The sequence below is a fragment of the Blautia massiliensis (ex Durand et al. 2017) genome, assembly GCF_051861785.1.
In the GTDB taxonomy this organism is placed as follows: domain Bacteria; phylum Bacillota; class Clostridia; order Lachnospirales; family Lachnospiraceae; genus Blautia_A; species Blautia_A luti_A.
Map to the genome: position 1 here is coordinate 1,094,865 of NZ_CP146725.1, position 23,329 is coordinate 1,118,193.

A 23,329-nucleotide genomic window follows, 5' to 3' on the forward strand; every position below is an offset into this window, starting at 1 on the left:
CCGGAATGTGCGGGCAAAATTTTGTTTTTTCATAAAATCCTAACTTACATTGTGACTCTCACGAATATTGGCATCAACATCAAATAGTGAAATTAAATAGTCATAAGTATGAAAATATAAATCGTTCAAATAATATCACATGAATTGTAAAATTACATTAGGTGATGTTATGAAGATAAAACAAGACAAACGACGATTTGATTTTCACGATATAGGGCTTGCCATCAAGCGGGCTCGGGAGGCCAGCGGGATGACACAGGAGCAACTGGCATATATTGTTGACCGGGCTCCCCGTACTATTATGTATAACGAAAATGACGGTCAGCACCCAAGCCTTAACACTTTTTATCAGATGGTCACAATGTTTGATATATCGGTAGATCAATACTTTTACCCGTCCAAAAATAAAGGAACCATACCTTAATAAAAATCTATTTGCAATGTTTAACTTCGGCATAATCATTCCTATTAGTCGGCATAATAAGGTCATTCCATCATATAAACCGGAACGATACAATATTATTGAGGTGAACGATTATGCCGATTGATGATTTAACTGCTTTGGGGCAAAAAATGCGGGAAGCCCGAAAGAAAAAAGACCTGACACAGCAGGAGCTTGCGGATCTGAGCCATGTTTCTGTAAAGCAAATCGCCAATATTGAAAAGGGGAAAATGAATCCTTCCTATTTAATTTTAAGAGCATTGGCAAAGGTTCTACACATCTCTTTAGATACGCTTATAAATCCAGATATTTCTCTGGAAGATGAAGGTGTCAATCAGATGAAAATACTTTATTCCAGCTGTCCGTCAGAAATGCGTGACACCCTATTGCATCACACCCAGGAAACGGTGAAAGAACTTACAGAGTTGTCCGAGAAATTTGAAACGAATTGAGCCAGTGAGTGAAATTTAACGATTCTCTCACTGGTTCTTTTCATTTTTGGAGAAAAGAGGCAAACAATGCCTGTGTTAATACACACAGGCCCGCAGAGAAGAAAATCCCTTTGTGATTTTCCTCTCTGCTTGCTTGTTGAGGGCAGCGCCCCAAGCCCCTTTGAACACAGAATTTCATTCTGTGGCTGCGCGGTCTCCGTTCCACTCCGGTCGGCACTAAACGGACATCCCCCGGATGTCCAGTGCCTGCGAACGCTTTTGACCAGGACCAGCTTACCGCTGGCCGTGGTCTTTTTCTTTTTCAACATCCTGTTCTACCTCCATTTTCAGCACTCGATCTACATTCACTTTTGCAGTCAAAAGCTCCCGCATTTCTTCGCGGAAACGCCGATACTCGGAATAAGTCTTTTTCTTTTCTTCCAGCAATTTTGCGTACTCTGTCTGTAACTCTTTGACCTTTGGCAGCTTCTTGACGCCCATCTCATCAAAGGCATTCTTAGCAGCCTGGTGGAGCAGAATTTCTTCCTCATGTTCCTCCCGGAATTTCTTAGAGTAACCCGCTTTGCGGTATGCCACATAGACCTCACGGGTCTTGGCATAATTTACGATGTGAGTACGCAGAACAGCGATCTCCGCCATGCGCTTTTCAGCCGCTTTGATCTGCGCCGAAAGATCATTGTGATGTGCCGTGGCAGCCGCAGCCTTTTCTTCCAAAACCGCATACTCCAGCAGATTGTTCTATGACAGGTAATTCATGGTCTGCGCCATTTGTTTCAGATTAAAAACTTTAGCCCATCGAGCATAGCCAGCACCTTTTCCAGCCTGCAATTTTGCCTGAATGTCCACCAGCAGATTGATCTTCGGCGGCTCTGCCTGTGTGACTGTTTTCTTTTGTGGGGTATGCGTTTTCTTCCCAGAAAGAACTGCCTGTAAATCTTCCAATCCATATCCTGCCCAAGCTGTCCATACGGGCTGCTTTCTCCCAACCGGGAGCTTCAGTCGATACGATTTTCCGCGCTTTGAAACTTCACAACCATACTCTTGCAACAGCTTCAGCAGTTCTTCAAAGTCAGCAGGACTTTGTGATAATGCGTTGTCAATCGCAACACGAAGCAGCTCTCGGTGAGAGGGCTTTGCCTGATCGCCCAGCCATTTGTTATAGCTCTTTCCGTGAGGTTTCGGATTCTCTACAATGGACAGTCCGTTTTCAATGCAGATTGTATCACTTAACCGGCGAACCGCCTTGGTGCTGCCCCAAAAGTTTCGGAATTTCCGGTCATATTCTAAGCTGACCGATGACCAGATAATGTGATTATGAATGTGCGACTTGCCTATGTGAGTGCAGACCACAAAGGCATGATTGCCTTTAGTAAAACGCTTTGCAAATTCTACGCCCAGTCGGTTTGCTTCTTCCGGGGTAATCTCACCAGGGCGGAAGGACTGGCGCACATGATAGGCGATCACATCATCTGTACCACGCACTCGTCCGGTAGCGGCAATGTACTGCCGCTTTGCCAGAAGGAACTCTGCATCCGCAGTCCGGCTGTCACACGCATAGCCGGTAATGAGCCTGCCGTTATCTGTTTTCTTTGGATTGGCCACATAGTCGATGATGTCACTGATCGCCCGACTCTCTGTGCGGCCTTTGCCGACATGAAGCGGCATGATTCTTGTAGTTGCCATAATAGAAGGCCCTCCTCTCATAAATATTTTTGTTTTCGCTGAACTCTTTGCTTCTATCGTTGCAATAACTTTCTCCGCTGGGTATAATAAAAAAGAACTTTCTACAACCTCAAAGGAGGGATTTCTATGATAGAACAGCTCATTGCTGAAGCAACAGAATGTGATTTCAAAGTTGCTCTCGAAATAAAAAAGCCAAAAAGCTGGTTAAAAAGTGTCAGTGCCTTTTCCAATGGAATCGGCGGCACTCTGTTTTTCGGAATCTCTGATGACCGGAAACCTATCGGCTTGTCCGATGTTCAAAAGGATGCTGAGGCGATCAGCCGCTTAATTAAAGAACGAATCACACCATTACCTCAGTTTATCTTAAAACCATTACAGGAAGATGGTAAAAATCTATTAGCTCTGGAGGTTTCTCCCGGCCGTAGCACCCCATATTATTACAAGGCAGACGGCGTGATGGAAGCATATATCCGTGTTGGAAACGAAAGTGTAATTGCACCGGATTACATTGTGAATGAATTGATCTTAAAGGGAACCAATCAGTCCTTTGATACCCTAACAACAGACGCGGTAAAAAAGGATTACAGCTTTACACTTCTGGAAGCAACCTATCTGGAACGGACCGGTCTCCGCTTTGAGCCATCCGATTATGTTTCCTTTGGTTTGACTGATAAAAATGGACTCCTGACCAATGCCGGAAAACTCATGACCGATCAGCACACGGTTTATAACTCTCGTATGTTCTGTACCCGGTGGAATGGCTTGGAAAAAGGCTCTATCTTTGATGATGCATTGGACGATAAAGAATACGAAGGGAATCTGATTTATCTACTGAAAAGCGGCAGTGAATTTATTCGCAATAATTCCAAAGTCCGTTTTGTCAAAGAGGCACAGTATCGTGTAGACAAGCCGGATTATGCTGAACGAGCTGTGACAGAGGCTCTTGTCAATGCGCTTATCCATCGTGATTATATTGTGCTTGGCAGCGAAATCCATATTGATATGTTTGATGATCGGGTGGAAATCACATCTCCGGGCGGTATGTTTGGCGGCGGCACAATTCAGGAATACGATATTTACAGTATCCGTTCCATGCGACGAAACCCTGTGATTGCTGACCTGTTCCACCGCATGAAGTACATGGAACGCCGTGGAAGTGGCCTACGCAAAATCGTCAGTGAAACTGAAAAGCTGCCTGGATACACAGCGGCATATAAGCCTGAATTTTCCTCAACAGCGACAGATTTCAGAGTCATCTTGAAAAATGTAAACTACAACATGTGCGGTGCTTCCGCACATGATACAGCACATGATGCCGCACATGATACATCTGTGATCAGCAAACAAAACTTGCTATTGGAATTTTGTGCAGACCCTAAAAGTCGAGATGAAATGCAAGCATATATTGATGTTTCCAGCCGTTCTCACTTCAGCAAATATTACCTCAAGCCTTTATTATCTTCTGGTAAACTTGAAATGATGTTTCCAGACAAACCCAAAAGCAAAAACCAGAAATACACTACCGTTCATTCCAAATAACCAAGAAGCAGGGCATTGGGTCTCATCTCCCATTGTCCTGCTTCTTTTCATTCCTGATTATATTCACATCATTTACCCATACATCCAATCCTGGATCGCAAATTTCAAATCTTGCACCTTACCTAACAGCCAGATCGCCGCAAGCGGCAATCCCATCGGGCTAATCAAAAAAGCTATAACCAGCAAAATCACACCATTCTGCGGGGAATAGGTAATAAGCACAGCCACGCCAAGCAGAGCAATTACCGTGCTGAGCAGACCAATCACCAGACCGGATATGTAGATCAGCCCCATGCAGAGCCAGACAAAAAGCGTCAACACCAAAATGACCGGTGCAGTTACAATCATCAGCAAGCATTTCAAAATCTTCATTCCAGTTCCTCCCTCCAACGCTCCAGATGCCGTTTGCACAGGGCATCCGCTTCTCTCTCATCATCTTCCGTCACTTCCCGTTTTCCTTTGGTCAGTTCAATCTCCAGATAAGTCCGGTAATCATCGGCTAAGAGGTCGAACAGTTCCTTGGGAGTATGACACACCTCGCCAGAGCAATAGTGAAAATCTTGGTCAAATTCAACTCTTACACATCCATGGCGGCTGATATAAACTTCTATGGTCTCGTCTGCGGTCAGGTAATCCGTAAAAATCTCCAGCACCTTTTCAAAGGTCAGCATCTGTTTTCACTCCTTTACTACGCTTCTTATTCTACTCATATTATCCGGTGCGGACAGGCAAAAGACAAGGATACAGACAAAAAGAAATAGCGGAGGAAGGTGCGGCGAAGAAACGCCGTTCCTCCCTCCGCAAATGGAGTATCTATCCCTGTTATGAAAGTTTGGAGAGTTTCTATGGAGAGGGTCACACCATCCAAGGCTCTGGTAATGTCCGGCTCTGTGCCATAATATTTTTTCAGTTCAGTCGTTTGCAAAATTCTCATAAAGAACACCATCCTTTCTTTTTGATAAACCCATTGTAACGACCAAACCTCACAGAAATGTCACAAGCCACAAAAAATTTCCGCTAAATTCGGCCCCAAATGTCACAAGTCTGTGACATTTCAATTTTTGGGGCGTGTCGGCGCTACTTTCGGAGCAGGAAAACAGAAAAGGTTGAGCCTTTCCCAACTTCCGATACAAGCTTCTTTCACAGAGTCTGATAATGGGATATAACGGTCACGGTCAGTTTTGGCTTCACGGATTGTAAGAATCCCATCTTCGAGATTTACATCCTTATAGCGAAGACCAACAACTTCAGACACACGAAGTCCACAGCCATAGAGAATACGAAATATCACAGGTAGCGCCAGATGCATGTTTCTTGCAACCTCCCGAGGTTCTGTTTCATCAGCGGCTTTTATCACAGATACTATCCCCTCTACCTTTTGCTTCCGTAGACATACGTTTCCACTTGTTAAGCATATCTTTGATTTCGGATTATTCTAACCTTGCTTACAGCGATTTGCAATATATTGACATTAGACCCTTTTCCCATTGGTGCTTCGGGATACTATGGTCTCAGCTGACTCCTAGGTATGAACTTTTTATCGCACGTACAAGTTGTACGCTACCTAGGCCTCCCAAGGTAAGACACAAGTCTTTCACCGCACGACCTCTGGATTTACTCTCTTGGCGTTACGTTTACCTTTTGGGCTTCGATTTGTTTCGCAATCTTTCCCGCCATTTAGTCTCATATCCAGTTTCTGTTCGTAGGCTCAACGGTTTTGCTACACCACTTCCTCACCCTAAACATTGCTGTCTTCGGCTTGTGGTTCGCTACACTTGGCGGTAAATACCTGTGACGGGACTTTCACCCGTAAGACTTGTGCCATGCCTGGCACACGAAAAAGCCGCCACTTCAAAATCATAAAGTGACGGCCCTTTCTAATGCCGGAATCTCTGAAACAAAAAAAGCACCCTGTTATTTGTTACTGAGTACCTGCATTAGAATCGTATTTAATTGTTCAGATTTGGTCAGATTATGCCAAACCCTCCAGCGAAAATCCGGTGTCTGAGAGTGCCAAAATCGCCCTCAAAAATACCCCCGAAATTGTTCTCTGGTTGTCCTATTTTTTAACCACTAAGGCCGTTTTTTGACCCCATTTTTGCCGGTTGTCCTATATTTAACCACTAAAAATTGGGTGAAAACGGCTCTCATTTGGTCAAATGAGGTCAAACTTTTGTCACCCGTTTAGGTATAAGAAAACCCCGGAAAGCCTTGATTTTCCGGGGTGTTTGAACCATTTTGATATAGTCTGAGCAGTCGATTATCGCTTGCTGAACTGCGGAGCGCGACGAGCTGCTTTGAGACCGTATTTCTTACGCTCTTTCATACGTGGATCACGTGTAAGGAATCCAGCAGCTTTAAGAGCTGGTCTGTAGTCTTTGTCTGCCTCAAGGAGTGCTCTGGAAAGACCATGACGGATTGCTCCAGCCTGTCCTGTGTATCCACCGCCGTGAACATTAACGATCACGTCGAATTTACCCTCTGTCTCTGTTAAAGCCAGTGGCTGACGAACGATAACCTTCAGAGTCTCAAGTCCGAAGTACTCATCGATGTCTCTTTTATTGATAGTGATTTTACCTGTTCCAGGTACCAGGTAAACTCTTGCGATTGATTTCTTTCTTCTTCCTGTTCCGTAGAATTTTGCGCTAGCCAATGTTTTCTACCTCCTATTAAAATGTTAAAACTTCAGGCTTCTGAGCCTCATGTTTGTGCTCTGGTCCTGCGTATACGAAAAGTTTCTTGTTCATAGCTCTTCCAAGAGGTCCTTTCGGAAGCATTCCCTTAACTGCGAGCTCGATAACCTTCTCAGGTTTCTTTGCTAACATTTCTTTTAATGTGGTTTCTTTCATTCCACCAACATAGTCGGAGTGGTTATAATAAATCTTCTGCTCAAGCTTCTTGCCTGTAACTTTGATCTTATCAGCGTTTACAACGATTACATAATCTCCTGTGTCAACGTGCGGTGTAAACTGAGGTTTGTTCTTTCCTCTTAAAACACTTGCAACACCGGATGCCAGACGTCCCAGAGTGCAACCCTCTGCGTCAACTACATACCATTTTCTTTCGATTTTATCCGGATTAGCCATATAAGTCTGCATGGTCCTACCTCCTGTTATTTATCAACGATAATGTTTCTCAAACCGCGGTACTTCCGCGAAAAAAAGTAAATGGAAACGCGGGTGCAAAATAAATCGCGGAAATGTCCGAAACCGCTGATAAAATGCCGTCGCCGGGGCTATTGGCTCAAGCATCTTCGCACTACGTCACATTGATTTATTATATTATAAGGCACCTTGCCTGTCAACTGTTTTTTCCTGTAATTTTCAACAAAATTCACGATATTTCCAATTCTCTTTTTTCTTAACGCTGATCACTGAGTCTTGTATTTATGCCTTCTTCCCACTGACCGGGATCAGGATCTTCAGTTCAAACCAGTTATCCCTCTGACCAGCCACTGTAGATCCACCATATTTCTCCACAATCGCGCAGATACTCTTCATACCATATCCATGAAGTCTCTTATCTTTTTTGTTTGTTACAGGCATACCGTTACGAAACTGAATCTTCTCATCACAGTAATTTTCTGTCCTGATCCGCACAAACTGTTTTTCCTTGGAAACATAAAGCCAGATAAGACGTTTTTCCTTTTCTTTCTGCCTGCTGACACTCTCAATAGCGTTGTCCAGCATATTTCCAAACAGTGCACTGATATCCATGTCATCCATGAACAAAAGACTCTGTCCTTCCATGATCACTTTCAGTTCGATCTCACGCTTCTGACACACCATGGACTTGTTGGTAAGAACTGCATCCAGGATCTGGTTGCCGGTCTTGTTCTGGGTTTCATAAACCTTGATCTCATGCTCCATTTTGTCAAGATATTCTTTCGTCTTTCCTGTATCTGCCTGGCTTCGCAGAAGATTGATCTGATGCTTCAGGTCATGATATTTCTGATTGACCACATCTATGCTCTCTCTGGAAAGCTGATAATTCTTATACTGCATCTCCATGATATTGCGAAGAGCATCTTTTTCCAGGCGGAGCTGTATCTCTTTTACCTGGATATGATAAGCATACAGCACAGCCATTCCACTTAAGTCTACCAAAGTACGGATGATAAAAATATCCATGGCAAAGCGTCCGCTGAACAGTCCGTTCTGATCCAGATAACTTAAATTACTCATTCCGAAAACAGCAGCCGCAATGATCACTACAACCAGAAGCTCCCGCTGGGTCACATTCAGCTCTTCAATATCTTTTTTAAGATAACGCTCAATAAGAAAAAGCAGCCCGAACAGTACCAGATAAACCACTGCCATGATCACCCACTGCCACACAAACCTGCACTCTGTCAACTCATGGATATAATAAAAAAACTGCCAGCACAGAGAAGCCGCAAACTCTCCGTTTATAAATGCTTTCACACAGAAAAATCCTGCTTCCCGCACTGTAAAACAATTACATATATAAATATACCCGTACATCAGTCCGATGATCACCACCATAGCCGGCAGGAACAATGCCTCTCCAACTCCATGGGTCCATGTCATAAATAACAAAAGGAGGGCAAACTGAACGCAGCTTACCACTCCCAGCTTCCATCCTCTTAATTTCTTCTCATTGGAGCCTGCGATCACAAGCCCTGACATGGCATAAGCTATGGCGTAGTAATAACCAGGTGTGTTCAACACCTCTCCTGCATTCATTTGCCCACCTCATTCAGATATTCATTTAACGCGTCAAAAAAAGGTTTCCGTCTGCTGCGGCTGACCTGAATCACATCGCCGTTTACGCACACATCACTTCCCACATAATTCTCCACATATTCCAGATTCACAAGATAACACCGGTTGCACCGGAAAAACTTCGCAGGATCAAACTGGCTGTCTGCGTCCTTCATAGTCCCCTTGGTGCTGTATTCCCCTTCTGTTGTATGATAGATCAGAAGATGATCCTGCACCTCCACGTAACAGATCTTCGCCACATCCAGCTTCTGTTTCCCACCCTTAAGAGAAATGGTGATATACTCCCTGGCAGATGTTTTTACACGGGAAAGAGTTCTTCCCATACTCTCAGAAAAAGAGAACCAGGAGATCGGCTTCAGCATGTAATCCAGTGCATTCACCTTATATCCCTGTATAGCATACTGAGGTGCATTGGTGATAAAAATGATCTCCACATCTTTATCAAGCTCCCGGATCTTCTCCGCTGCCTTCATTCCATTCATAAAAGTCATCTCAATATCCATAAGAAGCAAATCATAATCTGCGGAATATCCGGTAACAATATCCTCTCCGTCCTGGAATTCCTCTATGGAAAATTTCAGTTTCTGTTCTTTTTCGTATCTGTGAAGACAGTCCAGAAGTTCCCTTCTGTCCTGCTCACTGTCTTCCACTACCGCAATGCGGACCATCGCTGCCTTCACCCCCATGAAAACTACTTTTCACATGAGTTCAGTATACCAAGAAAGCAGCTCTGAAACAACAGAAAAATCCGTCATATTCTACGCAATCTTTACTTTTCTTCCCAGGTTCCGCCTGTTGCAAGTACTGCTGCTTTCTGATTCTCTTTGATAATCCTGTGATCTTCCTCGATATGCTTCTCCACATCCAGTCGGCTCATCATAAACACAATGATGGCAAAAGTGATCACTTCCATTCCAAGGAATGCAAAAGCAAGTACATTCTCTACCCCGCCCATCTGACGGTATACCACCTGCCCGGTATAATCTGCCACATTATTGATAATGTTAAGTGTGGACGGGTCACAGGCAACACCGGTATTGGTATATCCTGCAAATGTAAGAAGTCCGTTGATGATTCCTGTGCAGATTCCGGTAAGGCCTACCATGATCGATCCATAAACAGACATAGTAAAACCATCGCTTCGGAAACCGTTTTTTGCCTCCAGATGATCCAACACATCTGAAAGAAGTGCCATAGTCACGTACATGGCCGGGATACTTCCAATGCCCTTCAGGACCATACCAACACACACCAGAACAAAGCTGTGCACATCAATAAAACATACCAGGCCCCCGACAACAGAAAAGCAAAGTCCCAGCACAACTGCACGTTTTTTCCCAAGCTTGTTGGCGATAGGCCATGCCACAAACATTCCAACCGCAGTAGGGATTCCTCCGATCAGACCAAGAGTTGACATCATAGTTCCTGAAGTCTGTTCCGGATTGACAGAATTGATCACGCTATCAAACATCCATCTGGCATAGAAACTCATAGAACTGTTTTTTACCAGCTGTCCCATCTGGAATAGCAGAAAATAGAGAATAATGATCCACCAGTATTTGTTGCGAATACATCCCTGCACCTGTTTCTTTAACGGAATTTTTTCTTCCTTTATATTCAGGTTGATATTTTCCTCTGTGATACGCTCTCTTGTAAAATAATACTCCAGAAGAATGCCGAAGAAACAGAACAGGCACAGTACAATGGAAATGATCCTCCAGTGTGCATAGCTTGCAGCAACATCGATCTCACCATTCTCCGATACAAAAAGATAGCTCTGCAGAAGAACTGGCACAACAATGCTGGCCCCGATTCCTGCGGAAGCTACCATAGCCGCATTAGAAAAAGTTGCAAGCATGCCTCTCTGGGAAGAATCTCTGGTAGACAATGCGACCATGGAACTGTGTGCCGTGTAAAAGCATGGATATGCAAGGGCATAGTACAGGTTATAGGACACTGCAATCCAGATCATCTGAACTGCCCCGCTCTGGTTGGTGGGAGTCATAAACAAAAGGATCACTGCAACTACTACCATCGATGCAGACAACAGCATGTACGGTCTTGCTTTTCCCTGAGAAGTTCTTGTGTTATCGATCCATCTTCCGATAAGAAGATTTCCAAGTACAACGAAGATCACGGATACCACCGGCAGCATGGTCGCAAACACGCCGAATTTCGTCCAGCCAAGAATATCCACATAATAACGATTCAGATATGCACCAAAAATAGAGTTTGCAAGCATGGCACAGAACGGTGCCAGAAAATATCCGATGAGCATCTCCGGTATCTTTACATCGTCTGATTTTATTTTCGTGCGAAAAACCGGGCTTTCCACAATTTTTGTGATTTTCATAAGATATTTCCTCCTATTTCAGATCAAATGAGTGGAAATCAAAGAAGCCTTTTCCTTCATAGCAGAAAAACAGGGCTTCTTTTTTTCCAAGTCCGGCAAGCTTCGTGGAAAAACCTTTCCGCTTTCCGGATGCCTTCACCGGGATTTCTGCTACCGGCTTCTCATTTTCCCTGTTTCTTATATAAACGGTTCCGCTGGCATTTCCGCAGATATTGATACAAATTTCCTTTGTTTCAGACAGATCAAAATATTTATATCCCGCAACTGCTCCATCACACATATGTGCCACATACTGATCCTCACCGGATTCCCTGTCTCCGCCCTTCTGAGTAAGATAGGGATGACCAGCCTTCGGATGCTTAAGCATGCTTAAGAAACGGGTGCCTTTTTTTCCATATACATTGCAGGCAATATAGGAAGGATAATGTCCAATCCCATTTAACGGGCTTCTGTTTAAGCCGCAGGAAGTCATCTCTGCCTGATAGAATTTTCCATTCTTAAACTGGATCTCCTCTGCACAGGCCTGTCTGGAAGACTGCTTACGATTGCTGTGTCTGTGATAAAAAATGTAATATTTTCCATTGATCTCGATCAGGCTTCCATGGGTATTGCCTGTGGAGTTTTTCGCATGGTTTACATCATTTACCCCCGGAAGTCCGATATCACCGTTGCTGACCAGAATTCCTCCGTACTGAAAACCGCCGGTCGGGTAGTCGCTGACTGCATAGCAGAGCTCATGGCTGTTCAGGGAACTGTAAATAAAATAGTAGGTTCCGTTAAATTTACGCATGGAGCTCGCTTCAAGAAATGCGTGTCCTTCATATGGAGTTCCTTTGGATTCCTTCTCTCCTGCCACTCCAATGTAGCCAGGACCTTTTTTTACAGTGAGCATATCTGACGGATCCAGTTCAAAGCACATCGGTCCGTGTTCTGTAGGTTTGGAACCATCCAGAAGGATCGGGTTCCCCTGCAGTGCAAAACCGGTATAAAGATACAGCTTTCCGTCATCGTCCATAAAGATTGCCGGATCAAACTGGAAGGGTTCTCCTTTTTTTCCGATAGGAGTATTGTCCTTGTAATGCACATAACCGTAGAACTCATAATGCCCTGCCGGTTTGTCACAGACTGCAACAGAAATCATCTTGGTTCCGCCCATAAAATAATAAAGGTAAAAACGACCATCAGGCCCCTGCACCATATCAGGTGCAGCGAGGCCATTGGTCAGACGGATCCGCGGTGCCGCAGGATCCTGTTCTCTTTTATAGATACATCCTTCGTATTTCCAGTTGCCCAGGTCGTCCACCGGAGCTGACCAGCAGACGTAATCTCCCAGGCAGAAATTTAGTCCGTTAAACAGGTCATGGGAACCGTAAATATAAATCCTTCCATCTACGATATGCGGTTCCGCATCCGGTATATATTCGTAGCTTGGCAGATACGGGTTAAATGCCTGTTTTGTTTTCATTAAAATTCCTCCATATAACAATACGATTCTGTTTCTTTACGCTTCAGTTTTTCTTCTGTTAAGGAAGCCGGAGATAATAGCGATCACAAGTGCCAGTACATAAGCTACAACGGCCACCTCAAAGGAAACTGTCAGTTTTGCAAGGCCAACGCTGACGCTCTGGATATAAGATGCTGCGTTTTTTGCAAAAACAGCGGTCGCAACAGCTTCCAGAATCGCATAGATGATCGTCATGTTATCCCACATCGGGCGGTATCCTTTTGCCAGTGTCAGAATCATCTCCATAAGTCCTGCCACAACAGCAATCACGGTAAATACAACAATTACAGCTTCCAGATTATTTTTTTCAGTGCCATACATAATGTATCCGATCAGTGCAACCACAAGGGCGATCACAGAAAGTCCTGATACATAAATGCCGGCTGCTGCTTTTCCAAAAAATTCTTTGATACTCATCAGTTCTTCCTCCTACTGCTCTTTTCTGATCTTACGTACCTTACGGATGTAAAGTGCCAGGCACAGAACTGTCAGTACACCGAAGAGTACATCCACACCGATCAGGCCTTTCTGCCATACAGTAAGTACATAATCTACGCTTGTGCTGTCTGTTACACCATTCATAAGGTTACTGTTTACATACGCATAAAGTGTATAATGAAGAGATTCTTTGATCCGGTTCTGGATGGCAAGATCATTCTTCACAGTCCTGGCATTCAGATCACTGTAGGAATCCAGACTTGTATTAAGAAGAAGATCTGTTCCTGCCAGAAGTCCCTCTTCCCATCTCTGATAATCCTCAGAGGAAAGCATATCTGTATTCTCCCAGCCTTTGAATCCCCATTCATTTCTTACAACTTCTGTACTCAGGCCTTCGCTCATTCCAACCCATGTACAGCCGATACGGTTGTATGCGTTCATAAGACCCTGAGCCTGTCCTTTTACAAAGCTAATCTGGAAGCCACGGAGCTCGTTTTCACGAAGTGCCTGCTCATTTCCGAATGTAGCAACACCGCTTCTGTTTACTTCCTGGTTGTTAAATGCAAAATGCTTCGGTGCAAGGATACAGCCTTTTTCCTGCGCTTTCAGGATCTCGGCAGCTCCAAGTTGTCCTGTAAGAACACTGTCCTCGGAAAAATACTCCTGATTTCTTCCGCAGTACGGTGTGCGGTGCAGGTTCAGTCCCGGTGCATAAATGGTTGTGATATTGCTCCACAGGGAATCCTCTGCAAAAATATCTCCCTGCTCTGCTGCAAGATCTTTGTTAAAAGTTGCTGCAAGTGTAGGCTCTGTCGGGAATGTTCCACACTCATAGGATGCGTTCTCATCCTTGGATGAAACATAACACGGATCCTCAGACTCGCTTGATTTCCAGTATGTAGAAAGTGTTTTTCCGCCAAATGCGTCCAGGATTCCGTTCGGTCCGTCTGCATCGCATCCACCTACCAGATCAATGGAAGCGATCGGCTCAATACCGGAGCCTCCAAGCTGGATAAAGTTGCATGCCTCGTTCAGGCTGATCTGGCTGAGCAGCTGATCCCATTTTTCATCGTCATAGTCAAGACCTTTCAGATCGATAATATGAAGATCTCCGTCCTGTCCCCATTTCACCTCAGATGTGTCATCATCCTTGGAAACAGTATAGGTATCTCCTTTGATCAGCTTCTGCATATCTTCAGTAGCCTCAACACTGTCATAAGTTTTCGGCCAGGTTGCCTCCCAGTCATTTCTGGAAAGATAGGTAACTGTTCCCTCCTGGAAATTATTAAGATCTGCCTCATCAAACTGGTTGGTGATCTCATTTCCTGTTGCAGAAGACATTGCATAAGTAGTTGTATCAATACTATCCTCTTTATAGGACACTGCCAGTTCTTTATTTCCATCTGCATCCATGCCGTCTTCTGTTGTATAGCCTTTTGCAGCAAGGATATTGTTCAGTGCATCATGTGCACCGTTTCCAACTGCAAAATAATAATCACCGGCATCCATAATATAGGTCTTTGCTGTTGTATAATCATAACTTGCAAAGTATTCTTTCGGAGCTGTAACTTCCACAGTCTCAGACTCGCCCGGCTTCAGCTCTTTTGTTTTTTCAAAACCTACCAGCTGAACGGAAGCTTTCTCCACATTGTTTTCTTTGTCATAATCTGTGTAAGGAGTCTGTACATAAAGCTGTACAACGTCTTTGCCTGCCACATCTCCTGTATTTTTTACCTCAACGGAAACTGTTACGGAATCGCCCTCGTAGTCGAAATTTTTGATATTCTGTTCAAATGTTGTGTAGGAAAGTCCGTAGCCGAATCCATAGGAAACCTCATCGTCATAGTTCCAGGTACCATTGTCATTAGACGCTCCTGCTGAACTGTCTGCATTTCCCTGCTTCAGGACAGTATCCTCGTATCTTGTCTCATAGTATTTATATCCTGTGTAAATACCTTCGCTCGCTACCAGATAATTGGAACCACTGTAATTAGATGCTCCGAAATTATCATCTGTAGCGTTTGCGAAAGTATAGTTTCCGAAGTTCGCCATAGCCGGAGATGAAACAGAACTTACTGCATAAGTATCCGGCAGGTGTCCGGAAGGACTTACCTCACCTGTAAGAACGGATGCAACACCCTGAAGTCCTACAGTTCCCGGCTCACCGATCCAGAGGATACTGTCAATATCTTTGTCCTCTTTCAGTTCCTCGATTTCCATTGGATTGTCGGAGTTGATAAGAACGATGACCTTGTCAAAATTCTTCTTTGCTTCATTGATCATGTCACGCTCTACATCCTGAAGCCCAAGTGCCAGATGTGTTCCGTCACCATCCTGCACATTGTCTGTACTGGTTCCGAAATCATCTGCCTCACTGCCCTGACGTCCGATTACAACAACTGCTGCATCATTATAATCACTGTAGCTCTCACGTTCTGTATCTGTGTATTTCTCAACAGGAACCTCACCTGTACGGATGGTCTGTGCTTCCATCTCTGCACCTGTAAAGCCGAACCATGTCGGTGCAAGTGCCATACGCTTGTAATCCTTGCTCATCTTCTCATAGAAGCTCCACATGGTAGGATTTACCTGAATCCCCGCATTTTCAAAACAGTCCTTAAAACTCAGATCCTGTTTTGCAGGTGAACTGCTTCCTACTGTTCCGCCATATACCGGCGCATAGCTTGTCATTCCGAAAAGAGTTACCTTTGGGGATTTTTTAAGAGGAAGTGCCTGGTTGTCATTTTTCAGAAGCACCGTTCCCTCTTCCTGGATCTTTGTCATAACATCATTTCTGGCATTGACAAACTCTGCTGTGTTGTCATAATCTGACTTGTAATAATAGGCATCATCACTGTCGCTGGTCTCAGCGGAAACGGAAATGTTGGTCGTTCCCACATATTCATTGATTTTTGATGCCCACGCATTGGCAATAGTCGTTGTTCCAAGTGCCACCACCAGAAGCGAGGATGTGAGGCCTGTGAGACCACGCAGAGCCCTTGTGGATCGTTTGTTCTTCATCTTCTCTTTCCTCCCGAAGTTCTGTTTATCAGTTGTATGGAGTATAGCATTGAATTTTTATTCTTTTGCATTTTTACCGCCAATGGTAATTTTTTGAACGTAATCGGAATTTAATTTTGTATATTTTTACTATACATTATTTATATTGTACATATTTTTTGTATGATTTTTATGCATTTTTCACAATCGTAAAAAATTCTTATTCTACACTGACCCGTATTGCAGATTTTTATGAATGCAATTCATCCTGCGAGCTGTCTGTCCGCGCTCTTTATTTCTGTATCGGGACGGAGTAGCTGTATGTATTCTTCTCATCCTCAACACGGAGCATGGTGTTGCCGTTTTTCCCCACACGGATCACAGCCATCGCCTCCCCGTAATATGTCTTCGTGGTATCCTGTGCATAATTTCCTTCCACATAGGCACAGGCACTGCCAAGACCTTCTAAAATTCCGTTTTCTACAGAAATCTTAATCTCATGCTTTTCCATGGGTTTCCAGTTCCCCTGACTGTCCGTATACTGCAGCGGGATAAAAACAAGCTCGCCTGGCTTTGCTGTTTTCGTTTCCGGACGTATAGACAGAATTGTGTCATTCTCTGCTGTTTTCAATGTCTGCCGACCCAGCTCATGTCCATCTTCACCATAGGAAATCGCGGTGATCTCACCGTCATGATAAGTCACATTAAATTTTGTCCTGCATTTTTTTACTTTTTTCCGGCCTGCGGTTTTTCCGTTGATCCGGATCTCCACTTCTGCTGCCCGGGCAAAAACTTCCGCTTCTGTGTTCTCACCGTCACAGCCCCGCCAGGACCAGCTTTCTACTGCTTTCGTAAGTGCCCATCCTGTAAGCTGGAGTTTTTCCTTCTGATATACCGGTTTTACTGCAATAAAAGGCCCCTTCGCCTGTTCAAAAGCAACTCTTGTATAAGCAGCTCCGGCTCTTGGTTTTCCGAGAAGATCAATACGGCCGTTGTTTCCTGTCATTCTGGTATACGGTTCCACACCTTTATAATCCCTGTACTCTGCTGCACCATCTCCGGTTTCGCCAATATAATCCCATCCGGCCCATACGAAATCTCCGATGATCCGGTTGTTATTTTTTGCGATCTCCCAGAAATCATAAGCATCCTTGCAGAACGTTTCACTTCCCAGGATCAGTCGCTTCGAATATTTCTTTAGATCATGTTTATAGCGGAAGATCCCGTAATTATATCCCGCAATATCCATAGCAGCATAGGCATCCTTTGTCTTCCAGTCACATGGAGGAAGGGTAGCTCCTATTTTCATAAAATAATCTCCTGCAAGACAAGCCAGTGTGTTATAGAATTCACTTCCTACCGGCTTTTTCTTTTTTGAAGCTTCTTTTACCGCGTTTTCTGCAGTTTTTTCTGCTTTATCATCGCTGTATACACCAAGACCGATGGAGCTTAAGAAATTAAAGAAAATATTGATCCCACAGGTAACCGGTCTTGTGCCATCCAGTCTGTGGAGATATTCTGTCATACATCTGGTAAAAACGATTCCTTTTTTCTGTGCAGTCTCGGCAACCTCGTTTCCTGTGGAATACATGATCACTGACGGATGATTGAAATCTTTTTCCACCATATCCTTAAGATCCTGCTTCCACCAATCCTTCAGATCTGTTGCATAATCGTACTTTGTCTTGTGAATATACCAGACATCCACATACTCATCCATCATCAGCATTCCCTGACGGTCACAGGCATCCAGAAGTGCTTTAGAGCATGGATAATGGGAAGAACGGATTGCATTATATCCATTTTGCTTCAGAATGCGTACTTTTCTCTCTTCTGCTTCCGGAAACGCACAGGCTCCGAGAAGTCCGTTATCATGATGAACACAGGCTCCGCGTAAGATCTCTCTTTTTCCGTTTATGGTCATTCCCTCCTGCTCATTCCAGTGAAGGGTGCGCACACCAAAATGCTCTGTTACCTGATCGTTTCCAAATGTTGCATTTAGTATATACAGATGAGGCGAATCCGGACTCCAGAGCTTCGCATCCGGGATTCCCAGAAGAAATACTGCCTTCTGCTCTTGAATATTACTTTTGGAAGATATTCTCTTTTCCGATGTTTTTTCCCCGGAAACTACAATCTGTTCTCCATCCAGGATCTGAACTTTCACAGTTCCCGGAATTGATGTTTTCACCTCCACCTGAATCTGTGCCGGCTCCAGACTGACAGTCTGAATGCGTATGCCATTCACCGGAATATGCTCCTTTTCTCCAAGATAAAGGTTTACCGGACGGTAGATTCCTGTTCCGGAATACCACCGGCTGTTTGGCTGATCCGCATTTCTGGCGATCACACGGATGGTGTTCTCCGCTCCGTATTGCAGAAATTCATTCAGTTCCACATAAAAGTCCGTGTATCCATATGGACGGAACGCCGCTTTTTTTTCATTAATATAAATTTCCGCATTATGATATACACCTTCAAACTCCAGAACTGCCTTTTTATCCACATCTTCTGCCGGGACAAAAAAGTTCTTTGTGTATTCATAATCGCCGCCAATATACCAGCCGATATTTCCCTCGCCATGGCTTTCCTCACTGCGCAGTTCACTGCGCATGGCATCATGCGGAAGAGTTACTTTTTTCTCCGGCTCTTCCCTTGTAAGGCATCTGCAGGTCCAGTTTTCATTAAAATCTCTTTTTTCCATCGTTTATCCCTTTTCTCATACAGTAAAAAAGCCGGGCAGCACATTTTTCTGTGTTGTCCGGCTGCGTTCTCTCTGTAATAAACTATAACTGCTGCACCCTGAAAATGCAAACACAGTTGGCGGTCAAAACCTGACCGTTCACGGAGAGAAGGGTTTTGTTATGAATTATATAAGCTACAACATAAGGCTCTGCCTCCGGCGGTGTATGAATCAGCCCCATCACCGGATACAGGACCAGAAGGCTTACAATACTCAGAACAATGGTAAAGCTTCCTCCCGCACTCAGCGAAAGGAAGCTTTCTTTTCGAAGTTTTTCATAATTTTTCTGCCCGTAAAGTTCTGCAAAAATAATGGACATTCCATTACAGCCACCATTGAGGATAAAGATAATTTTCGTACCTTTTCAGAAAAACTCGATTCCCATCAGCGTCAACCCCTGAGCCGGAGCTGTGGGGCCTGCTGCCCCGCGGTCACAGGCTTTCAGGATCTTATCCATGCATTCCGGCGGATACTGACCGTTTCCGATCTCGATCAGGGTTCCGGAAATGATACGCACCATATTGTAAAGGAAACCTGTTCCTGAAATGCGGATGGTCACCATGTCACCATCTCTCCACACGTCCATGGAGGTCACGGTACGGATGGTGGTCTTCACCTGTGCACCGGAGCCGCAGAAGCTGGCAAAATCATGGCGTCCGATCAGATAAGATGTTGCTTCCTTCATCTTATCCACATCCAGTTTATAATGGTAAAAATAAGAGTACAAACGCTCCGTTGGCACCGGAAACTTCCGGTTCAGGATACGATATTCATATGTTTTTTCACTGTCACAGTAACGGGGATGAAAATCCGGCTCCACCTCCTCAGAAAGCTGGATACGGATATCCTCCGGAAGTCTCTGGTTCAGTGCATAGGAAAATTTTTCCCCGGGGATCCTGGATTCGGTATCAAACACCGCCACATTTCCAAGAGCGTGCACTCCTGCATCTGTACGGCTGGCACCGATGGTCTCGATCTTTTCCCCAAGCAGCTCACTTAAGGTATCGTTTAAAACGCCCTGAATGGTGATTCCATTTGGCTGTGTCTGCCAGCCTGAGTACTTGGTTCCATCATAAGCTACAACAAGTCCTACTCGTTTCATAAAATATATTCCCTCCTGATACAGACATCCCTGCAGTACTTTCTATCCCAAAACAGACATACCGTCCTGCAAAATGCCTGCCTGATCCGGTTACAGTTCCGCTGTGCAAAATGCAGCGCTTCGGACCGTTCCATATCTGAGTACCGGCAGGATTTGGCTACAGTCCCGCCATACGGAATGCAACACCCACCGCAAGATATGCCACAAGGATTCCATAGGCCGCATAATCTCTTTTTTCATAATGCAGCGGCTTCATCTGGGTTCTGTGCTCTCCACCATGGTAACACCTTGCTTCCATGGCCATTGCCAGATCATTGGCGCGGCGGAACGCCGAAATAAACAGCGGCACAAGAATGGGTACCATATTTTTCGCCTTCTGGATCAGGTTTCCGTTTTCGAAATCTGCCCCTCTGGCGATCTGTGCCTTCATGATTTTATCCGTCTCCTCCAGAAGGATCGGGATAAAGCGAAGGGCAATGGACATCATCATGGCGATCTCATGTACCGGCACCCGGATCTTGTTCAGCGGACGGAGCAGTCTCTCCAGACCATCTGTCAGCTGATTCGGCGTGGTAGTCAATGTCATGATGGAAGATCCGATCACAAGGTAAACAAGACGGATTGCCATTCTTCCTGCAAGAACAAGACCTTCCCTTGTGACCTTGATGATCCCGAAACGCCACAGCACTTCGCCAGGCGTCAGGATGATATTGAACACAACCGTGATCAGAAGGATCATAACGATGGCTTTCAGACCCTTGAACATGAATTTCACCGGAACCTTGGATATTGCGATCATGGCTACCAGAAATGCTGTTGCCACCGCATATCCGAGAAATGTATGGAACAGGAACACAGAGATCAGAAATCCCAGAGTTCCCAGAAATTTGGTCCGTGGGTCCAGTCTGTGAAGAACGGATTTGGCCGGATAATACTGGCCAATGGTAATATCTCTGATCATTTTTCCGCCCCTCCTTTGTTCAGTAATGGAGAGTTTGCCTGCGCAAGTGCGGCAAGGATACTGTCTCTGGCTTCCTCCACCGTTGTGGCATCTGCATCCACATGCAGCCCATGTTCCTTCAGCGCATGCATGATATAAGTGATCTGCGGTGCGGCAAGTCCCATGGTTTCCAGTTCCTTATAATGGGAAAAAACCTTCTTCGGCTCATCATCAAATACAGCTTCTCCGTGATTCATAACAATGAGGCGCTCCACGTATTTCGCAATATCCTCCATGCTGTGGGAAACCAGAACAATGGTTATCCCTCGCACCTTATGAAGCTCTGCGATCTGATCCAGGATATCATCCCTGCCCTTCGGGTCAAGCCCTGCTGTGGGCTCGTCCAGGATCAGGATCTTCGGGTTCATGGCAAGAACCCCTGCAATAGCTACCCTTTTTTTCTGGCCTCCGGAAAGCTCAAAGGGTGATTTCTTGAAATTGGACTCTTTTACTCCAACCTGAGTCAGAGCCTGCTTCGCTTCTTTCTCTGCTTCTTCCCTGGAAAGTCCCTGATTCATAGGTCCGAAGCATACATCCGAGATCACATCATTTTCAAACAGCTGATGCTCCGGGTACTGGAACACCAGACCAACCTCGCTGCGGAGCTGTTTCCGGTCATATTTCTCAGCCCACACATCTTCTCCGTTATACAGAACCTGGCCGGATGTTGGCTGTACCAGCGCATTCAGATGCTGGATCAGCGTGGATTTTCCGCTTCCTGTGTGTCCGATGATCCCGATAAACTGGCCGTCCGGGATCACAAGGCTGACATCCTTCAGCGCATGGCTCTCATAGGCTGTCCCGGGGCTGTAGGTATAGGTTACATTTTTTAATTCGATTGACATAATGCGCTTACCAGCTCCTCTGTAGTCAGTATTCCATCCGGAACATCCACGCCGGATTTCTTCAGTTCATATGCAAGAAGTGTTACCTGTGGTACATCCAGTCCATACGCCTTAAGGGTATCCACCTGGGAAAAGATCTCTTTGGGATTTCCCTGCATCACAACATTTCCGCTGTCCATGACATAAACACGGTCAGCATGGATCACTTCCTCCATGTAATGGGTGATCAGAATGACTGTTACCTTTTCCTTACGGTTCAGCTCCCGCACTGCCTCCAGGACTTCCTTTCTTCCGTTAGGATCCAGCATGGCGGTAGGCTCATCCAGAATGATGCACCGCGGGCGCATGGCCATCACGCCTGCAATAGCCACTCTCTGCTTCTGCCCTCCGGAAAGCTTGTTTGGGGACTGATAACGATAGGCTGTCATACCGACTTTTTCCAGGCTGTCATTCACCCGTTTCCAGATATCATCTGTAGGAACTCCCATATTTTCCGGACCAAAGCCTACATCCTCTTCCACAACGGTTCCTATGATCTGGTTATCCGGATTCTGAAATACCATTCCGGCCTTCTGGCGTACCTTCCAGAGTTTGGTCTCTCTGGCGGTATCGATCCCGTCCACCAGCATCGTTCCCTCTGTTGGGATCAGAAGCGCATTCATATGCTTCGCCAGTGTGGATTTTCCGGATCCGTTATGTCCCAGAACTGCCACAAATTCTCCTGCTTTAATGTCCAGGTCCACATCATTGACTGCACGCTGCATGTCTACCACATTGCCGTCATCATCGTATCTCTGATAGTCAAATCCCAGCTTAAGCGCCTTGATAATTCCCATCTTTTCTGCTCTCCTTAATCCTCTGTAGCTGCCGGTTCACCAAGGCCGGTCAACTCATCGATCAGTGCCCATATCTCGTCTCTTCCCTGCTTCGTCTCCGCAGAAAACGGAAGGATCTTTCCCTCTTTCGAAAGGCCCAGTCCGATGCGGATCTCCTTCAGGCTTTTTGCCACCTGGCTGCGTTTCAGCTTGTCAAGCTTGGTCGCGATGATCACCGGCTCATATCCGTTGTGACAGATCCAGTCATACATCTGCTTGTCATTGGCGGAAGGCTTGTGGCGGATATCCACCAGGAGAAAAACCGCACGGAGCTCTTTGGAATTATGAAGATAGGCCTCGATCATTTTTCCCCATTTTTCCTTCTCTGCCGCAGAAACCCTGGCGTAGCCGTAGCCCGGCAGGTCTACGAGATACATTGCTTCATTAATATTATAAAAATTGATCGTCTGTGTTTTTCCCGGCTGTGCGCTGGTTCTTGCCAGGGCCTTGCGGTTCATCAGACCATTGATCAGGGAGGATTTCCCTACATTTGATTTTCCCGCAAAAGCTACCTCCGGCCTTCCTGTGTCCGGGATCTTGCTTGTGATGCCGCAGACGATATCCAGCGATACGTTTTTGATTACCATTCGTTATTCCTCCCTTTTCTT

Annotated in this window: 21 protein-coding genes and 2 pseudogenes; 3 read left to right on the top strand and 20 right to left on the bottom strand. The window is 45.1% G+C overall.

Going from position 1 to position 23,329, the window contains the following annotated elements; genetic code table 11:
• Positions 1-169: 169 nt before the first annotated feature.
• Together V9W66_RS05300 and V9W66_RS05305 are read left to right on the top strand one after the other, a co-directional pair.
• Positions 170-424, top strand: coding sequence for a helix-turn-helix transcriptional regulator (locus tag V9W66_RS05300; protein ID WP_439362872.1), 255 nt, complete (start codon positions 170-172; stop codon positions 422-424).
• 113 nt (positions 425-537) lie between these two features.
• Positions 538-894, top strand: coding sequence for a helix-turn-helix domain-containing protein (locus tag V9W66_RS05305; RefSeq protein ID WP_144096310.1), 357 nt, complete (start codon positions 538-540; stop codon positions 892-894).
• Positions 895-1,167: 273 nt separating this feature from the next.
• On the opposite strand, the pseudogene V9W66_RS05310 reads toward V9W66_RS05305, so the two are convergent.
• Positions 1,168-2,577 (bottom strand): annotated as a pseudogene (locus tag V9W66_RS05310) (relaxase/mobilization nuclease domain-containing protein).
• Positions 2,578-2,703: 126 nt separating this feature from the next.
• On the opposite strand from V9W66_RS05310, the gene V9W66_RS05315 reads away from it, so the two are divergent.
• Complete coding sequence (locus tag V9W66_RS05315) at positions 2,704-4,116, top strand: ATP-binding protein (protein ID WP_144096308.1); 1,413 nt, start codon at positions 2,704-2,706, stop codon at positions 4,114-4,116.
• A 72-nt stretch (positions 4,117-4,188) separates the two neighbouring features.
• Here V9W66_RS05315 and V9W66_RS05320 read toward each other — a convergent pair whose 3' ends face one another.
• The 19 genes and pseudogenes from V9W66_RS05320 to yihA all read right to left on the bottom strand — a co-directional run bounded on the left by V9W66_RS05320 (position 4,189) and on the right by yihA (position 23,308).
• A complete protein-coding gene (locus V9W66_RS05320; RefSeq protein WP_144096306.1) occupies positions 4,189-4,488 on the bottom strand; it encodes a CD1845 family protein in 300 nt (99 codons plus the stop codon).
• Positions 4,485-4,787, bottom strand: a complete 303-nt coding sequence (locus V9W66_RS05325) for a hypothetical protein (protein WP_144096304.1) — start codon at positions 4,785-4,787, stop codon at positions 4,485-4,487. The genes V9W66_RS05320 and V9W66_RS05325 overlap by 4 nt, the downstream gene beginning before the upstream one ends.
• A gap of 134 nt (positions 4,788-4,921) precedes the next feature.
• Positions 4,922-5,050: pseudogene (locus tag V9W66_RS05330) on the bottom strand (ABC transporter ATP-binding protein); the annotation flags it as partial.
• Between the two features lie 120 nt (positions 5,051-5,170).
• Positions 5,171-5,473 (bottom strand): tyrosine-type recombinase/integrase, encoded by a 303-nt coding sequence (locus V9W66_RS05335; RefSeq protein WP_242978806.1) that lies wholly within the window; start codon positions 5,471-5,473, stop codon positions 5,171-5,173.
• A gap of 903 nt (positions 5,474-6,376) precedes the next feature.
• Complete coding sequence (gene rpsI / locus V9W66_RS05340) at positions 6,377-6,769, bottom strand: 30S ribosomal protein S9 (protein WP_059086106.1); 393 nt, start codon at positions 6,767-6,769, stop codon at positions 6,377-6,379.
• A 16-nt stretch (positions 6,770-6,785) separates the two neighbouring features.
• On the bottom strand, positions 6,786-7,214 hold the full coding sequence (rplM, locus tag V9W66_RS05345) for a 50S ribosomal protein L13 (RefSeq protein WP_021650595.1): 429 nt from the start codon (positions 7,212-7,214) through the stop codon (positions 6,786-6,788).
• Between the two features lie 288 nt (positions 7,215-7,502).
• A complete protein-coding gene (locus tag V9W66_RS05350) occupies positions 7,503-8,822 on the bottom strand; it encodes a sensor histidine kinase (RefSeq protein WP_144096302.1) in 1,320 nt (439 codons plus the stop codon).
• Complete coding sequence (locus V9W66_RS05355; protein WP_243121854.1) at positions 8,819-9,547, bottom strand: LytR/AlgR family response regulator transcription factor; 729 nt, start codon at positions 9,545-9,547, stop codon at positions 8,819-8,821. Before V9W66_RS05355 ends, V9W66_RS05350 begins: the two co-directional genes overlap by 4 nt.
• An 83-nt stretch (positions 9,548-9,630) precedes the next feature.
• Positions 9,631-11,214 (bottom strand): MFS transporter, encoded by a 1,584-nt coding sequence (locus tag V9W66_RS05360; protein ID WP_144096300.1) that lies wholly within the window; start codon positions 11,212-11,214, stop codon positions 9,631-9,633.
• Between the two features lie 13 nt (positions 11,215-11,227).
• On the bottom strand, positions 11,228-12,679 hold the full coding sequence (locus V9W66_RS05365; protein ID WP_144096298.1) for a family 43 glycosylhydrolase: 1,452 nt from the start codon (positions 12,677-12,679) through the stop codon (positions 11,228-11,230).
• A 36-nt stretch (positions 12,680-12,715) separates the two neighbouring features.
• A complete protein-coding gene (locus V9W66_RS05370) occupies positions 12,716-13,135 on the bottom strand; it encodes a hypothetical protein (RefSeq protein ID WP_144096296.1) in 420 nt (139 codons plus the stop codon).
• Positions 13,136-13,147: 12 nt separating this feature from the next.
• Complete coding sequence (locus V9W66_RS05375) at positions 13,148-16,177, bottom strand: glycoside hydrolase family 3 C-terminal domain-containing protein (RefSeq protein ID WP_144096294.1); 3,030 nt, start codon at positions 16,175-16,177, stop codon at positions 13,148-13,150.
• Positions 16,178-16,448: 271 nt separating this feature from the next.
• Positions 16,449-18,860: a glycoside hydrolase family 2 TIM barrel-domain containing protein gene (locus V9W66_RS05380; RefSeq protein ID WP_144100451.1), complete on the bottom strand. Its 2,412-nt coding sequence runs from the start codon at positions 18,858-18,860 to the stop codon at positions 16,449-16,451.
• Positions 18,861-18,942: 82 nt separating this feature from the next.
• Positions 18,943-19,251 (bottom strand): MATE family efflux transporter, encoded by a 309-nt coding sequence (locus V9W66_RS05385; RefSeq protein WP_439362995.1) that lies wholly within the window; start codon positions 19,249-19,251, stop codon positions 18,943-18,945.
• Between the two features lie 12 nt (positions 19,252-19,263).
• Positions 19,264-20,001 (bottom strand): tRNA pseudouridine(38-40) synthase TruA, encoded by a 738-nt coding sequence (truA, locus tag V9W66_RS05390; protein ID WP_144096288.1) that lies wholly within the window; start codon positions 19,999-20,001, stop codon positions 19,264-19,266.
• Positions 20,002-20,158: 157 nt separating this feature from the next.
• Positions 20,159-20,962, bottom strand: a complete 804-nt coding sequence (locus V9W66_RS05395; RefSeq protein ID WP_144096286.1) for an energy-coupling factor transporter transmembrane component T family protein — start codon at positions 20,960-20,962, stop codon at positions 20,159-20,161.
• Positions 20,959-21,846, bottom strand: a complete 888-nt coding sequence (locus V9W66_RS05400; protein WP_015527360.1) for an energy-coupling factor transporter ATPase — start codon at positions 21,844-21,846, stop codon at positions 20,959-20,961. Before V9W66_RS05400 ends, V9W66_RS05395 begins: the two co-directional genes overlap by 4 nt.
• Positions 21,831-22,682: an energy-coupling factor transporter ATPase gene (locus tag V9W66_RS05405; protein ID WP_059086107.1), complete on the bottom strand. Its 852-nt coding sequence runs from the start codon at positions 22,680-22,682 to the stop codon at positions 21,831-21,833. The genes V9W66_RS05400 and V9W66_RS05405 overlap by 16 nt, the downstream gene beginning before the upstream one ends.
• A 14-nt stretch (positions 22,683-22,696) precedes the next feature.
• Complete coding sequence (yihA, locus tag V9W66_RS05410; protein ID WP_144096284.1) at positions 22,697-23,308, bottom strand: ribosome biogenesis GTP-binding protein YihA/YsxC; 612 nt, start codon at positions 23,306-23,308, stop codon at positions 22,697-22,699.
• Between the last annotated feature and the right edge of the window lie 21 nt (positions 23,309-23,329).